At 45.2% G+C, this 16,100-nt stretch carries 14 protein-coding genes; 8 read left to right on the top strand and 6 right to left on the bottom strand.

Features of this window, described 5'->3' with window-relative positions:
- Positions 1–10 precede the first annotated feature (10 nt).
- Positions 11–736 (top strand): tyrosine-protein phosphatase, encoded by a 726-nt coding sequence (locus CA267_RS05100; protein ID WP_075608492.1) that lies wholly within the window; start codon positions 11–13, stop codon positions 734–736.
- 48 nt (positions 737–784) lie between these two features.
- Here the strand turns inward: CA267_RS05100 and CA267_RS05095 are convergent, their stop codons facing one another.
- Both CA267_RS05095 and CA267_RS05090 read right to left on the bottom strand, forming a co-directional pair.
- Positions 785–1,192, bottom strand: coding sequence for a hypothetical protein (locus CA267_RS05095; protein ID WP_075608493.1), 408 nt, complete (start codon positions 1,190–1,192; stop codon positions 785–787).
- 3 nt (positions 1,193–1,195) lie between these two features.
- A complete protein-coding gene (locus tag CA267_RS05090; protein ID WP_139316222.1) occupies positions 1,196–2,599 on the bottom strand; it encodes a hypothetical protein in 1,404 nt (467 codons plus the stop codon).
- A 442-nt stretch (positions 2,600–3,041) separates the two neighbouring features.
- Here CA267_RS05090 and CA267_RS05085 point away from each other — a divergent pair, with 442 nt between their 5' ends.
- From CA267_RS05085 to CA267_RS05070, 4 genes are read left to right on the top strand one after another with little or no spacing between them, the layout of a single operon-like run.
- A complete protein-coding gene (locus tag CA267_RS05085) occupies positions 3,042–4,211 on the top strand; it encodes a glycosyltransferase (RefSeq protein WP_075608496.1) in 1,170 nt (389 codons plus the stop codon).
- Entirely contained in the window at positions 4,195–5,517 is a 1,323-nt protein-coding gene (locus CA267_RS05080; RefSeq protein ID WP_075608497.1) for an O-antigen ligase family protein, read from the top strand. The genes CA267_RS05085 and CA267_RS05080 overlap by 17 nt, the downstream gene beginning before the upstream one ends.
- A 42-nt stretch (positions 5,518–5,559) precedes the next feature.
- On the top strand, positions 5,560–6,687 hold the full coding sequence (locus CA267_RS05075) for a glycosyltransferase family 4 protein (RefSeq protein ID WP_075608498.1): 1,128 nt from the start codon (positions 5,560–5,562) through the stop codon (positions 6,685–6,687).
- Between the two features lie 23 nt (positions 6,688–6,710).
- Positions 6,711–7,676 carry a glycosyltransferase family protein gene (locus CA267_RS05070; protein ID WP_097349114.1) on the top strand — a complete coding sequence of 322 codons (966 nt, stop codon included), beginning with the start codon at positions 6,711–6,713 and terminating at the stop codon, positions 7,674–7,676.
- Between the two features lie 189 nt (positions 7,677–7,865).
- On the opposite strand, the gene CA267_RS05065 is transcribed toward CA267_RS05070, so the two are convergent.
- Positions 7,866–8,651, bottom strand: coding sequence for a sulfotransferase family 2 domain-containing protein (locus tag CA267_RS05065; RefSeq protein WP_075608500.1), 786 nt, complete (start codon positions 8,649–8,651; stop codon positions 7,866–7,868).
- Positions 8,652–8,742: 91 nt separating this feature from the next.
- Here CA267_RS05065 and CA267_RS05060 point away from each other — a divergent pair, with 91 nt between their 5' ends.
- The 3 genes from CA267_RS05060 to CA267_RS05050 are packed head-to-tail and all read left to right on the top strand — an operon-like array spanning position 8,743 to position 11,294.
- Positions 8,743–9,603 (top strand): glycosyltransferase family 2 protein, encoded by an 861-nt coding sequence (locus CA267_RS05060; RefSeq protein WP_075608501.1) that lies wholly within the window; start codon positions 8,743–8,745, stop codon positions 9,601–9,603.
- Between the two features lie 42 nt (positions 9,604–9,645).
- Entirely contained in the window at positions 9,646–10,440 is a 795-nt protein-coding gene (locus CA267_RS05055; RefSeq protein ID WP_075608502.1) for a Stf0 family sulfotransferase, read from the top strand.
- A 53-nt stretch (positions 10,441–10,493) separates the two neighbouring features.
- A complete protein-coding gene (locus CA267_RS05050) occupies positions 10,494–11,294 on the top strand; it encodes a polysaccharide pyruvyl transferase family protein (protein WP_075608503.1) in 801 nt (266 codons plus the stop codon).
- Between the two features lie 106 nt (positions 11,295–11,400).
- Here the strand turns inward: CA267_RS05050 and CA267_RS05045 are convergent, their stop codons facing one another.
- The 3 genes from CA267_RS05045 to CA267_RS05035 form a co-directional block, all read right to left on the bottom strand.
- The gene (locus CA267_RS05045; protein WP_097349113.1) at positions 11,401–12,930 is read right to left on the bottom strand and encodes a lipopolysaccharide biosynthesis protein; all 1,530 of its coding nucleotides are present in this window, start codon (positions 12,928–12,930) and stop codon (positions 11,401–11,403) included.
- A gap of 9 nt (positions 12,931–12,939) precedes the next feature.
- Entirely contained in the window at positions 12,940–15,000 is a 2,061-nt protein-coding gene (locus CA267_RS05040; RefSeq protein ID WP_075608505.1) for a right-handed parallel beta-helix repeat-containing protein, read from the bottom strand.
- A 584-nt stretch (positions 15,001–15,584) separates the two neighbouring features.
- Entirely contained in the window at positions 15,585–16,082 is a 498-nt protein-coding gene (locus CA267_RS05035) for a protein-tyrosine phosphatase family protein (protein ID WP_075608506.1), read from the bottom strand.
- Positions 16,083–16,100 lie beyond the last annotated feature (18 nt).

Below are 16,100 nucleotides of genomic sequence, written 5' to 3'. Positions count from 1 at the left end.
AGGTAAAGTAGTGATTGATGTACATAGTCACATAATTCCCGGTATCGATGATGGCGCTCGTACCATGGATATGGCGCTCGCCATGGCTCGCCAAACGGTAGATGCTGGTGTCACGCATCTGGTATGTACGCCGCACATACACTGGGGGCACTACGATAATACCATTGATACCATTAAAGCTGGCTTTCTTGGCCTGCGAGAGGAAATCATCAAAAACGGCATTGAATTGAATATTTCGTTTGCCGGTGAGGTGCGGGTCAGTGAATTAATACCTGGCTGGATGGCAGAAAAGCAGTTGCCTTTTTTAGGTCAGCATAACGGTAAATCTGTGTTGCTGCTGGAAATGCCTCATAGCCATATTCCGGCTGGGTTTGACAATCTTCTGCGATGGCTCCAGGCGTCTAAGGTTCAGCCTCTTATCCCGCATCCAGAGCGTAATCGGGATATTCTTAAACGACCGGAGAAAATCCAGTGGTTACGCAATCAAGGGTGTTTGTTGCAGGTCACAGCGGGTGCACTCACCGGACGGTTTGGTGAGCAGGTAAGGGATGTAAGTCTGGAGATGCTGGCGAATCGACAAATTGATTTGGTGGCGTCTGATACGCATGATACAGAGCGCCGGCCCAACGATATGGGACAGGCTTACGTCCTTGTCAGCGAGCAGGTCGACCAGGAATACGCAGATAAGTTGTTTAAGCTAACACCGGGAAAAATCGTCGGCGTTTACACTGCTTAGTCTGTAACTGCACTCAGGTTATACAAAAAAGATATTTCAGGCAGCTCGTTACCACAGCTGCCTGAATTTATCCCAAATCCCCAGCGAGATGCCATCGAGCAAGTCGATGCCCAGAGCAGACTTAAGTAAATACAAGAACAGCATTCCCACTGCAAACGAAAATACTAAAAACAGCGTTCCCAGCAGTGCTAGGGTGATACGACTGGTTTGTTGCTCCAGGCGGGTTAACTCACGAACATTTTTTCCAGCTAAAAAAACAAAATAGTAGCTGCCACGCCAAAAATTAAACGATCCCCGGCAGTCGATTTTGTGCCGCGCCCAACTTCTTCCCCCCAATGCTTTATTCAGGTGACGAAGCTGATCATCCGAAAACGTATCAGCCACTTCTGGCGGCATTTCTCTCAATACACGTTGAATAGTGGGAGATTCCCGTACGGTTTGTTCAATTACATACACAGATTAAGCTCTCTGATACTTTCGACACTGGAAACTGGATAGTGATAAAGCAAGCAATACAGTAACATACGCAGCATTTGCTGGCGACTGCAACGGCGTGCTGGCGATCATCTGGATCATCGTTCCCGATAATCCGATAACGCAGGCAAATGCCGCTCCGCGAAAAACCACATGACGGCGTTTCGCCATAGCAACCACAGCATGACCAAAACACCACCCAAACATGGCAAGAAAAACTAAACTAAGAGGGAGGCCGAATTCGATTAGAAACTGTCCGTAATCATTTTGCGGCGCTGCTAAGTGACCAGGAATGGGAATATCCTGAAAAGCGGCCGCCGTGTCTATTGCGGTTCCCGCCCCAGCACCTAGTACGCCAAAATGAAAAACACCAGGTGAGGAAGGCTTTTTAAACAAGTTTGGGTTTAACGACGGCGCCGCGGTAATTGTCTTTTCAGGCAGGTCGGGAGGTATCAGTGCGTGGGTTCCAATTCCCACCACAATATCTACAACTACAAGTAGACCTACAAAATATGTGTAATACGTAGGGCGCGGTTTAAAAACTTTTAACCCGTACAACGCGCAGCCGGTTGTTGCTATACACGCAGCCATTACGCCGATAACAGATTCTGACACCAATATTCCGAAAACAAGAAATAGCACCCCGAGCCGAAACGCGGCTTTTCTGCTGAAAAAATATTTAACCAGTCTTCTGATTTTTTCTCGTGCTGTTGAGGTAACAGAAGGTTTAATCTTTAAAACCAATAAACCGAGTGCCGCGCCTAAGGTTAACAGTAAGAAATGCGAAAAATAGGCGTTCGAAAGAAAGGTGCCGGAGGCGCCGTTCGCAACGGGAAGATCGAGGATCAGACTGTGTGATTGTCCTGAACCACGTGAAAAGCTTCCATACAACGCCTGGAAAATGCCCATTCCGAAAATAAATTGAAGTAGCAGTTTAGTTTTCCGTGCAGAACGGATCATGAGTAGTGTCAGCAAGAAAAGACAGAAAAAACTAAGGGTGCGCAGGAGCGATAAAAGCGTATCCTGATTATTAAATGTCAGTGAAAGCCACTGGCTATCTAAGACAGCCAGATTATGTAGGCGCTCCGGTCTTACCCACTCAATAATAAATAGCGGCAGAGGCAGCAATTGCAATAACTGTCCACAGAAGATGGCAATCCAGCCCCAAAAAAGATAACGGTTGCGCCGAATAATCACGCTAGCGACAGCCTGATGCTGCCACCCGTATATTGCGGATATAGTCACTAGTAGCACAGTTAATGTTAACCATCCCCAAGCTGTCGCAGAACCCAGCGGAAGAGGGAGCCACAACAAAATTAAAATTGTTGCGATGAAACAAGAACGGCTGGGTGTTGCTATTTTCTGAAACTTGGACAGGTGAAAGTTCACCAATGCCTCCCTTCTGGTTATTCCCTTTTATGCTGTAGTAGCGAGGTGAATGCATAAAGAAATACAGGGCGTTATCCTGTCATAAGCCGCATGATTCATTATCAATAATCCTTTCACCACTAGCAAATGCCTGACCACATCGACAAGAATGTCATTCTACCATTATTTTACGGGTGAAAAGCAGATAGCTCAATCATCGGCGCATTGGCAGATAAAGTCTTACCTACATCAAATTTATTGAAGGTCTAGACGACTCTTTTTTTGCATTTCGAATCATAAAAGCTTCAACTAAACATGATATATTATTGCACTCCGGCCAATTCCCTATTAAATGAAATACATGCTATCTGGTAGGTTCGTAGTATTTTGCGAACTGGTACAGTTTGTGAATGGCAAATAGCTTAAGTGAGACTTCGGCATTATTAGAATAAGGACATTTCCCATGCAACAACAGCGCAAACGCGTGGCATTTCTGATCAATTCATTAGAAGGAGGTGGTGCCGAACGCGTAATGTGTAAGCTGTTAGATATCATGGAAGGCTATTTTCGTGAAGAAAACGCCGAAGTTTATCTAATACTTTTAGATGATGTTGAAGAAGCCCATTCCTGCCCGGCGTATGTCGAAAAACGGGTATTAGATACAAAAGGAAGTTTACTCTCAGGTTATTCACTTTTACGTAGCGCGTTGCAAAATATACAACCTGAAATTTGTGTAAGCTTTTTAACTCGCAGCAATATGTTAAATGTAGTGCTAAGCAAGCAGCTAAAATATCGCGCCGTTATCAGCGAGCGGGTAAATACCAGCAGTCACTTTTCAGGGGGCTTGAAGGATACCTTCAGCAAGAAGCTGGTGTCGCTGACTTATCCCTATGCAGAACGAATTATTGCTGTGTCAGAGGGCGTTAAAGCAGATTTGGTCAAGAATTTTTCCGTTGCGTCAGAGCGCGTTGATATCGTTTATAACCCCTATGACATTTCCCAAATCCAGACGCTGGCATCGCAGGCAGTCGAGGATTTACCTACCAACGATTATATTATCGGCACCGGTCGTTTAACCAAAAATAAAAACTTTGGTTTGCTGATTGAAGCGTTCGCGCATTCAACTTTGACCGATGATCTGGTTATTTTAGGGCAGGGGGAAGACAAAGAAGCACTCATTGCCAAAGCTGCATCTTTAGGTGTTGCTGAAAGGGTACATTTTCTGGGATTTAAAGCTAACCCTTACCCCTATATTCAGAAAGCGAAGTTTTTTGTTTCCACCTCAAACGCAGAAGGTTTTCCCAATGCCATAGTGGAGGCTATGTGTTTAGGGAAAGCTGTAGTGGCGACTAACTGCGAATCTGGTCCGGCGGAAATACTGTCCGGTCAATACCCTTTGCAGGTAGAGCATTTTGCTGCCGAGAAATACGGATGTCTGTGCGCAGTAAATGATGTGGCAGGAGTAACGCAAGCGTTAAACTATTTACAGGATGACATTCAGTGCGAAGCCTACGCTTACAAAAGCGCTGCCCGGGCGAGAGATTTTAGTAATGCAATTTTCCGCCACAAAATTATTAATGTGCTAGAGCCTGCAGAGCCGACCGGAGAGAGGTCATATGTTTCTGTTGGTTAAAATACTATTTGGGCTTATCAGTGCTTATTTAGTTTATAAAACCGTTTCCAGACGTTGTAACAAATACCTTGCTTTTGCGGTGTTAGCGGTATGGCTGCGGTACTTTTTGTCTGCTTTTCATCAAATTACTTATACTCCTATTGCTGCTGGCTTCTCGATAAACGCCATTGCCTCCATTGGCATTGCTTTCACGGGGCTATTATTGCTGCCGCCTAAGGTGCTATCGCTGCGTACTTTGTCGGTAATTTATCTGTTTTTTGCGGCAATCATCGTGAGCGGCGTGATTAACGGCAATCTGGTGGGGTTGGTAAACGTAATGGTGAAGTGGGTTTTCTTCACTGTCATTGCGGGAGCGCTGTTTATGGCGATTCGCAAAGTGGGAAAAGACGAAGTCTTGCGCAAGTTGCTGGTCGCGTTTTTCCTGCCGGTATCGCTGGAAATTATGTCCATCATTCTGGGCGAAGTAAAGGCGACAGAAGCTGACGGCTCCACCAGTTACATTGGTGGTTATAATCATGAAGCTGCCTTTTCCATGATCATCGCCGCATTTGTGCTGACAGTCGGATTGATCGCAGACAAACAGATTAAGTACCGGGGTGTCCTGTTTACCCTCGGCTGTGTCTTGCTGCTGTTAGTTAACTATCGCACCTCAATTTTGGCTATTCTTCCACTCACCGCGTTTTTTATTTTTAATGCTGCTGAAGCGAAAATCGCGCAGCGTCATAAACCAGTATTTTTTATCACGTCGATAATCGGTATGGGATTCGTTTTCTTAGCTCTCTCTTACACCATGCAAAATCGTTTCGCCGATGTATTTGTGTTTCTATCGAGCTGGGACGATCTGATAAAAGCGCCGGCATATTATACGGAAGAGGAAAAAGATATTTTCTCAGCCCGGGTTTATCTCTGGAGCATGTACATTAACGCCTATGTAAATGGCGACGCTATTCGTATGTTGATCGGTTATGGGCCTGAATCCTGGTCGGGCGTGTTCCCTAAATATGCACATAATACTTATGTCTCATTTCTTTATGAGTACGGCATGATTGGGCTGGTGTGTTTCTTACTCGCTGTAGGGAGTTTTGTAAAGCACTCGCTAAAAATCAAAAATAAGCGTTTTGCGCTGATGTTATTTTCATCCATGGTGGGGTTTCTTATCATGAATCTGGCCACCATGCCGCTTTGGAATATTGAAGGACTTATTCTTTACGCCATTCTCATTGGCAATACAATTGCGCCTGTTAGATTACCGCAAGCACAGGAAACTAAAGGCCCAGAGTTTTTTTCGAAGCTAGTAAAGCTGTAATTCCTGCCCCGCATTCGGGGAGGAAATTTTTTGGAGAGTACTATGAAACTTTGCGCCGTGGGTTTAAGAGGGATCCCCAATGTCATGGGAGGGATAGAGTCTCACTGCCAGCAACTGTATCCGCGGTTAGTGAAAGCCGGGATGGATGTCACTGTGATATGCCGCTCTCCCTATGTCGACACTTCTGTGAAAGAATATAAGGGTGTAAAGCTACGGTCTGTGTGGACGATAAAGCACAAGTTCGCAGAGACATTTTTGCATACCTTTTTAGCGATTTTCTATGCTCGCTTTGTGATAAAACCAGACATCTTGCATATTCACGGTATTGGCCCGGCTTTGTTTACGCCTCTGGCAAAAATATTGGGTATGCAAGTAATGGTGACGCATCACGGCGCGGATTACGACAGACAAAAATGGAATACTTTTGCTAAAAGTATGCTGCGCTTAGGCGAATCAATGGCAATAAAATTCGCAGATCGGGCCATTGTAGTGGGGCGTTCGCTCACCCAACGCTTAAAAGAAACGTTCAGCAAACGCGCCAATCGTATCCTGTTTGTTCCCAATGGCACCATGGCAGATATGGACGACAACATGAGCCGCGACAAGCTTCCTAAAGATTTAACACTTGAAGCGGAAAAATATATTCTGGCAGTGGGACGGTTGGTTCCAGAGAAAGGGTTTCACGACCTGGTCAAAGCCTATCAAAATAGCAGTACGCCTTTAAAACTGGTAATTGTTGGTAACGCCGATCATGAAGACGATTATTCACGAAAATTAATGGCGCAGCGAAACGAAAACATAATCTTTGCCGGACGTCGGCAAGGTGATGAGCTAAATGCGCTATATAAATTTGCTCGTGTATTCTGTCTGCCGTCATACCACGAGGGCTTACCCATTGTGGCTTTGGAAGCAATCAGCGCTGGCACTGACGTGATTATCAGCGATATTGTGCCAAATGCGGATATTGGCTTACCGGCTGACTGTTACTTTGCGGTGGGCAACGTAGAAGCATTGACCCAGAAAATTAATCAAGTTGAAGCCTTAAATCTAAAAATCAACAAAGAGACTTTTCTGAATAAATTTAACTGGGACACCATTGCGTTAGATACTCATCAGATAGCAAAAGAACTTGTAGTTGGCGGGCCTGCCCAGAGACAGACCGTAAACTGATGCGCAACAATAAGAGTTTGTATATGTACCCGATAGAGCACAACAACAGCTTTATCGCGCGCACGCGAACAGTATTTGAGGAGCTAAATTTTAGGGTAAAGCCACTTAAGCGGTTATTCGCTCTTAGCAATGTTCGTAACCGTAAAGCGAATACGGTGGTGCTGAACTGGTATGAAGATCAGCCTTACCGCAAAGGGCTCGGCGGCGCGAAGCGATTGCTATTTGTGATTGGGTTTTTCATCAGTATTTTGAGTTTGCGGCTTTTCAGCAATAACATTCAGTGGGTGCGACACAATTTTAAACCTCATAACACCGCTGGCAAGCCGTTACTCTTTCGGTTTACCCTGCGGTTGTTATCTGCCGTAACTGATCAAGTTGTGACGTTGGAAGCGACCGATAAATTTGATTCCAGCGTCGTTAAGCATCCGCTCTACAAGAACGAGGGGCAGCTTTATCAGTACATCGCCGCTCTTGGCAGTGGCGCGAGAAATATCGAATATCTTTATTTTGGCTCTATCAAGCCTTACAAAAGACTGGATGCGTTACTGAATGTCTGGCCGCAGCCATTGCCGCTAAAGATAATGGGTTTTTGTTCTGATAAGTCTTACACCCAGCAACTGCATGAAATTGTAGCTGCAAGAAGGCTATCAGTAGATTGGGTGAACGAGTTTGTGGAGGATGCCGCACTGGAGGAAGCCGTGGCGACGTCTCGATTCGTTATTATGGCGCATGATGACGACGCTATGATCTCTTCTGGCACCTTCTACATGGCCCTGAGCCTGGGCGCAAACATCTTGTGTTTTGATTCTGCTTTTGCGCGACTGAAATCGAAAGAGTTCTCTTTTGTAAAGATTATCAGCCCTGAGAACCTGCAGATGCAGCTAGCCGCAATAGATTACGTGGACTCCCATATTGTTATCAGCAAAGCTTTAGAAAAGTATAATGAGCAGGCGATAAGAGAATCGTGGCAAGCGATTCTCTCGACGTAGGAAAAATTATTCTGCCAGAGCGAGATTGTGAATATTTATTAAACAGTAAGTGAAGGTTTCTTAGCCGAACTTCTGGAGCATGGATGCTCCAGCAGAGCCATCAGCGATGATTTTACGGTGTTTCGGATAAAAAACTTTTACCTATTTTCACAGCTGATCGTCTTTCGCTCACTCATGCGGTTGCCCCGCTTATTCTGCTTCAACCAGAGCGGTGACGCGAGAATAGATAGCGTTATCGATGTCGCAAAGCGTATGAATTTTATCCATTATTGCGGCGTTACCCGTGATATCCGATGAGGCAGTTTGGTTAGGGCTGGCGTTTTTATTAGCAATTTTGATAGTGGTGTTAAAGGTTTGATTGAAGCGAGCTTGCCACTTATCCATGTTGTCTAAGGTACCAAATACGGAGAATCGTCTGATATTGGCAACAGCTTCTTCTATAACGGTGTCTCGATTGGCGATAATTTCATGAGGATTAGTGTATCCGGAAAAATATTTCGCATACGTTAATCCTGCGGTTAAACCCTTCTCTGAATCGACATAGGTTTCAATGTCATCATCATGCTTGAGCCATTCTGACTTCTTAAACTTGTTGTAAACAAATTCGGATATAAAACGGTCAACCGGGTTACGTAATATAGTAAGAAAGTGCCAGTCTTTGGCAAAATTTCCCACTACCGACGGACGGGCAATACAGTGACCATGGGTGAAAATCATCTTAGGATCATTAAGGTGGAAAATAAGATGCGTCTCTCGAGCGGTCATCATATCAACGTTTAATAGCTCGCTGCACACGCGGCTGCTTTTAAGGTCGATGCTGCCGGTGAATTTGGTGGCTTTTAAAAATGAAGGATAAATTGAAGAATAAATAGCGTTAGAAAGTGAAACCCCTGCGCATTTGGGAACGTGGCAGAAGAATATCTTCGGATACCTCGCCAAATACTTTTCCGACTGCTGCTTTAAGATTTCTTGCATGATTCTTGCTCCTGAATTTTCATGAAATGGAAATCTCCACAGACTTCCTTGGTCAATTGGAATAACTTTAATCAAAATTCACAGGGACATTATGAGCTTAACTGTTAGCGTAGTAATAACCACATTTAACCGACCGGCAGAATTGAAAGAAGCGTTGGACGGTGTTTTTGCTCAGATTGTGCAACCATTAGAAGTGATTGTTGTTAATGATGCATCTTCCTTGCCATATGATGATGTAATTAAAGAATTTTCTGACAAGACCAATTTTGTTCATAAGCTGTTACCAGAATCGTCGGGTGCAAATAAGGCGCGGAACATCGGTGTGGATTCAGCGGTCGGCGACATTATCGCTTTTCTTGACGATGACGACATCTGGATGCCGGATTACTTACTTGAGCATGTTAAAGCGTATGAAGATGGCGCCGATGCGGTGGTCAGCGGCTATCAAAACTTAGGGAAAGAAAGCGAAATTTACGTCCAACCTTCTCCGGTTGTCGACGCAGACGTTTTACGTACAGGGAACCAGTATTGTGGAATGAGCGGGTTTAGTATTCGCCGCCAATTGGCCTTGAAAGAGCGGTTTGATGAGACACTGCCGAACGGACAGGATTGGGACATGTATGTTCGTCTGTATCAGTTGGGATATAAACTGGTGAATATTCCTCGGGCGATTTTCTACTATCGCTTTATGAACATGGATGGTATCGGCGCAAAAGTTGCCAGCATGACACCAGAAGAGGCGGTTTCACGCTTACGTTCGGCCCAGAAACACAAACTGTTTCTTGGAAAAACCCATTACAGAAAGAGGGTTGCGGCGCAGTTACTGGTCTATCTGCCACTGAAAAAGCATAAGGTAAAGTGGGTAACAAAATCCATTCACATGGCGGGTTTGAAAGTGACCCTCAGTCATATCGCCAACGTAACATTGAAGAAGCTAAGACAGCGAGCCTAACTGACTCAGCTTCACCTTTAACGCCACTACGAGGAATGGAACATGGAGCTCTACGAGGATCAGTTTGCGGATAAATACGATTATCCTCATCAGACGGCGACCAGTAAAATTCTGGTTATTGCATCAACGGTTCGCTCTGGTAGCCATATGCTAGGTCATGTGTTGCGCGAGACGGGTGCATTTGGTTTTCCGCTTGAGTACGTAAACGCCAAAAACCTTGAGAAGTGGAAGAAAAAGTTCGGTGTAAATGATGTAGCCTCTGTATTGCAAGAGCTCAAGGCCAGACGTACTTCTACGAACGGTGTGTTTGGCATTAAAATTCATTATTCTCACGTACAAGCGGCGTTTGGCGGGTTTGAAAAATTAAAGCAACTGCTACCTCAGGCATATTTTGTTTTACTTAGTCGCGATGATGTAGTGGCACAGGCCATTTCCTTAGCCATTGCACGCCAAACCGGATCATGGATAGCCGGGCAGGGTGACAGTGACAAAACGCCGGAATACCGTTTTGAGGAAATTGATAACGGGCTACGGCGAGTGATATTTGAAAACGCATCCTGGCGTTACACTTTTGCTGCTACCGGCAGCCGGTATATGGAGCTGAATTTTAAGGACGTAAAAGCCGATCCTGCCAGCGCTGTATTACGCATTGCTGACTTCATGGACCTGCAAATTGATCCTCAGTCTGTTCCCATGGCGCCGGTGACTAAGAAGCAGAGTAAAGCGATAAACCAGCAGTGGTCAGAGCGTTTTCATAAAGAATTTAATGGGAATGACGAACTTATGCGCTACAACGGCGAAAGCGTCATTCATAGATTAGCCAGAAGATTTTCTTAACGAGTACCGGCCAAGCGCGGTAGTGAAAGGAAGTTTGTAAGTAAGGACAACAGATGTTTTATAACTGGGCAGTAAAACAAAAGCATAAAGAAGAGAAAAAGCTGATTTTCTGGTGGCAGTCCAAGAAGGACCCTCGCCCCAATATCGGCGATTATGTCGCGTACGACTTGGTTAATCGAATCATTGCTATGAAAGGAAAGCAGATTACCGACAAAAAAGATCATAGCAACAAGCTGGTCAGTGTAGGATCTGTTTTGCACTTCGCCAACACCGGTGACACTATCTGGGGCACGGGTTTAAATAAAAAAATGGCTGACAAAGTTAATCGCTTTAAAAAGTTGGACGTGCGCGCCGTACGCGGGCCGTTAACCCGTGATTACCTGATGAAGCGCGACATTGAAGTACCGCAAATCTATGGCGACCCGGCCATTTTGCTTCCGTACTTTTACCCTAAAAAGTTAATGGAGCAACCGCAGAAAAAAGACTTCATCATTATCAATCATATGAATGATGACATGGCTAAATATGCAGGTCATGAGGAGCACTTAGTCACACCGATGCAATATCCCGGTTCTTTCATTGAAAGCATCGTCAATTCAAAGCTGGTCATTTCCAGCAGCTTGCATGGGGTAATTATTGCAGAAGCCTACGGCGTCCCTGCTATCTTCTTTGACTCGGGAAGTGGCGAAGCTATGTTTAAGTACGAGGATTATTATCAGGGAACCGGCCGTAGAGACATTCCCAAAGTAACGACTATTGAAGAAGCGTTAAGCCGCGAAATAGTCTCGCCACCAGATTTCACTCCTATTGCGAAAAAACTGTACAACGCGTTTCCGTTTGATTTATGGATGTAATATTAATCCGCCTTTGTCTCTGAGCTGAGCACACATCAAGGGGGATTAGTATAACCGCAAAAGGCCGATGAACTTTTTCACCGGCCTTTCATTTACCATTTCCTGATCACGCCTCTACCTGATTATCTTTTACGACCTTCTTTGGCATAGGATTCCTTTTAAGTTCGCCAATGACAGAGAAGGTTTTTTGTCGGAAGAACAATAACAGGATAAGACCGTAAATTATCGCTCCAATACCTACCAAGGCCGCTAGTTCAAGAAAGACGTTGGTAATAGGCAGCACATGCATACGCTCAAGATAAAGCACGCTGGCAAACATGGTAAATCCCGCTAATGAAAACATCCAGGTATGTTTAATGGCATCGCTAATTCCAATGCCTAAATGCTTCTTCACCACATTAAACTTCAGAATCACAGTGACGTAATTCGCCACGACCAGTGCAACAATAACCGCATATAGCCCCCATGGAACCGCCATAATTGGCAGAGCCATATTCACCACAAGGTTAATCATGTTCAGCTTGAATGCCTGGCCCGGTAATCCGCGGGAAATTAGCAGATTAGGTAAGTAGTAAGCCATTACCTGTGTGGGAGCCATGATGGCAAGAATAGACAAAAGATACGCACTGGAAGTCCATTTATCGCCAAACACCAAATCGATAAAAGGATGAGCAACTGCGCCAATTCCAAAATAAATAGGGGTAACAAATATAGCAGTCATGCTGACGATTCGATTAAAAGTTTTCTTCAACCGTAGTTCGTCAACCCGCGCTAACCCAGCCAGTGCTATTCTGTTTAACGGCTGGAAGGTAAGATTGTTAATCACAGAAAAGCCTTGTCTGGCCACTGATGAATAAGCAAAAGTCGCGGCGCCGAGGAAAAACGCAATCACGATATTAGATGTTTTCTGCGAAAAGAAGTTTACGAAAGACATTGCAATAAGCGGTTTAGAAAAAGAAATAATTTCCGGTAGATGACTTTTGTCTTTGACCTTTTGCGGACGAAAATCAGATTTGGCACAGGTTAACGCGGTAGACACCACGCTTTGCGCAACCTTCCCATAGATAATCGCCCAGGCTCCGAAACCCTGCAAGGCTGTTACTACAGACACAATACCGCCGATTATTACGCCAGCGGTATCGTAAGCCGCTAATTTCTTATTTTGGAATTCCCGCTCCAGCTTGGATTTATGAATTAATCTGAATCCATTAGAAATGGGAATGATGGCAAGTGCGGCAATAAGTTGCGCCGCCAGCTCAGAGTAGGTGTAATAAGCTATAGGCACTGCTACGGCAAAGATCAGCGCCGCAATGCCTGCCGAGACCACCATCAGTACCCAAAATGAGAGACTGGCAAAATCGTTGTCCCACTCTTTGCGCTGAATAAGATTCTGGCTTATACCCACAGTGACAAATAAATTACAAAACTCCACCACCATTAAACAAATGGCGACCAGGCCGAATTCTTCTACGCCGAGAATGCGAGCCATAATGGCGTAAACAATAAAATTTATGATTTGTGCAAAGCCGTTGGCAGATAAACTGAAAAATGCCCCGGCAATGGATTTGGCTTTTAACGACATGGGCTGAAATACGTTCCCTGTAAGAATAACTGATTGTTGCAATAGGCGAGCCAATTGCTCGCCTTATTTGATGATCCCATAAATATAGTTTTTGCCATCTTCAGAAAGTTGCGTGATGTTATTAATGTAGTATTTGTCGCATACCGGCAACAACATACTGCCTTGCGCTTCCAGTACCTGCTGAACGCCATGAAGAGACTGAAGCTTTTCATAAACGTATGGTTCGGTGATTACGGCATTAACCTTGGGCTCGCCGCTGGCGACATTATACATAAAGTTATTGATGAAAAGAGAGCCAGCGAACTGTTCCGGATCATACACGTTATAGCCCACCATATTGTTATCTTTTTCAGTGACAATAATATTGTTCTGCGCCAATATCCAAAACGTACTGTCGTCCTGAAAGCGTGATGCCGTTAAACCGTTTCGGGCCACCGTGATGAGGTTGTGCAGAATATAGGCTCTGCCCATGGGTGCGGTTAGTAAGCCTCCCAGTTTTATTGCTGCCCACTGCTTGCCGGTTTGATCGCCAAGATCGTGGATAAAGTTGTTAAAGATAAAGCTCGGGCCTACTCTTACTGGAATGGCGCTTATGCCTGTATAAGTGTGCGACACGTCATTGTTGTAGAACAATACATTGCTTTGTCCGCCGTCCAGTTCAATACCGTCGTCGTTGGCGTAGGCTAAAATGTTGTTGTAAATTGCTGAATCGCGGACAAATCCGCCTAACGCCTCTGCGTTTTTTCTACCCTCTATCACATCATTGAAGCGATGATCCGGTGCGCCGGTAAAGACATTGTTGCGTAGGATTATCTGCCCCTTAAATTCAGGATCTGGATGATTGGCATGGGCCAGAAATGCTGTGGGCCCTTTAGGATGGGCAACGGACCAGTCATTGGCCGAGGGAACAGGATCATGAACGTAGCAATTTTCCACGGTAATGACACCCGACTGACGAAAATAAAGACCTGCATCATAGTTTATTGGCCCGGCGCCTTCTTCCTCAAAGGCAATGCCATTCTTCATGATTTTTGGCTCTCGGCCCCAATTCGAAATATCACACTTGTTTATCCAGAGGTGGTGAGCGTTTTCACCATATACTGCATGTACGCGACCGCCACGAACGGTGATATTTTCGAAATAAATATAGCTGTTGTCACCAACGAAAATAGCGTGCTTGTCATCCTCGTCGGCGACAATGGGCGTGTTTTCATCGCCAACAATTTTTACCCAGCCGTCTGGGCTTCCCTGAATATTGAGTTCCTCTAAATCCAGCGTTCCGCCGCGGTAAATGTCGGCTAGCTTGTAGGTTTTAGCAGGGTCAAAAGGCGGCTTATCAGGGCGTGTAGTAAATTTCTGGGATATTTCATCCGTTACGCGGTCACCTTCCTTCAACGAAATTTTTATTTCATAAGAGGTGGCGGGTTGTAAATAGACAATGGGACCTGTCAGCACACTATTTACAGGCTCCCAGACCAGCTCCCGGCCACTCTTCCATGGTGTATCAGAATTTCCCGCTTCGCGATATTGTAATGTGGCTTGCGTTGTTTCGGTCACGCCTGAAAGTGTAACGCTGGCTGATTCGATTAGTGGCTGAATAAATACACTGCCATCATTTGACAGTGCAACAGGGACGGTCTCTGCGACAAGAACGCCCGCCGAAGATGCCCATTTATTCAATTTTCCTGCTTCAATTTCTGATGAGGCTTTTAAACTGCGATAAACCTCATACCTTTCGAGCGGGAACAACACCATAGCGGCTTTAACGTAAGCTCTAGTAGCTTCAGGATTATCAGCAACGAGCTGATTTACCGCCTGGAGAAGTGGCGTGCCAGAACGCAATTGCATAAGTAGCTCGGCAGCCTGAGTATTGTCGGCTGTAGGCAGGTTCTTCATCAATCGGCTATATTTTTTTGCTGCCGCAAGATTAGCAACCAATGTGGTCGCCTCTTCCACTGTTGTAATTTGTTGTTCTTCAATCTTTTGCAGCGCAGCGTTGCCAGGTTGACCAGGAAAAGAGGGCGCTTGTGTTGTCTGCGAACTTACTGGAGCACAGGCAGTCAATGCTGAGCCGGCAGACAGAAGAAAAATGATAAATAGCGAGTAAAAAGGGGATATTTGCATCCTGATCTCCTTAGAGAGGGAATGGGGAATCAGCTGGGTAAATACATACTTGATTTACCGCCAATTCGGTTTAGTTACTTTGATATATTTCAATCTTCTTTGGTGGAGCGTTTCCCGTTGCTGTGATCTTCATCGATCTTCTTCTAAAAACGCTTACCGATCAGAGCAAGAGCATGAATGCTAAAAAAATCAGCAGTCTAAAGAAATAAGCTAAATTTCTCATCCGAAACGCCGCAAAAACATCCCTGATGGCTCTGCTGGAGCATCCATGCTCCAGCAGTTAGGCTAAGAAATCTTCACTTATCGCTTAAAAATCAACGGCAATCTCTCCCTGGCTTACCTATGAGGCTCAGCAAAACAGGTTTTACCTTGCTCGCCACGGGCCTTAAATGGGCATGAATGATAACTGGCAGTCACGACCGGATTGTCACTGCGTCAACTTAAACAGTTGAAGCAACTTACGCAGTTTAAGCAGAATTGATGCCACGGCCATCACAGTAGATCGTAATTATGGCAGTAGTATTAACTGTTCATCCACCCAGAGAACAATTGAAGCGAAAATTCGATGTCTTGGGGAGGCAAATTTAGCGCAATGAAGAACCTAATGCCGCGGCCCATTCCAACTCTTGGCGAGGCAAACCGTTGGCACTTTTGGCATCAAAGCAGTGTAAAGCGGAGTACGCATTGGCAGAGGGCAGGCGCAGATAGTGGCAAAGAGCAAAGAAGAGCAAGCCACAACGTCTTAATGAATTATCGCAATGAAGGTAAACGCTACCGGCTTTTTGCAGCGTTTGTTGAAGCTCAACGATATATTGTTGTAGGTGGGCCTGCTCGCTTTCGCTACATTGGATGGTATGTTCAAAAGGGAGCCAAATCCATGTAACCCCGCTCTCCTGGACAGCATGTTGCACTGTTCTTGCACTTTCGTCGGAGGTTTGCACCGTGGCAATATGGGTAAATCCAGCATTGCGCAAAGCAACGCAGCGCTTCGCATCAGGCGCAGTACCCAGGCAAATACTTCCGCCAGCTATTTTAAATCCAGAGAATGATTCGCTGTAATCTATATCAGGGGGGTGAGCCATAAATCCTTATTTGCAACG

Origin of the sequence: Alteromonas pelagimontana (assembly GCF_002499975.2) — a bacterium.
In the GTDB taxonomy this organism is placed as follows: domain Bacteria; phylum Pseudomonadota; class Gammaproteobacteria; order Enterobacterales; family Alteromonadaceae; genus Alteromonas; species Alteromonas pelagimontana.
Note: the sequence above shows the minus strand (reverse complement) of the source record. Positions and strands in the feature narration are given on the sequence as shown.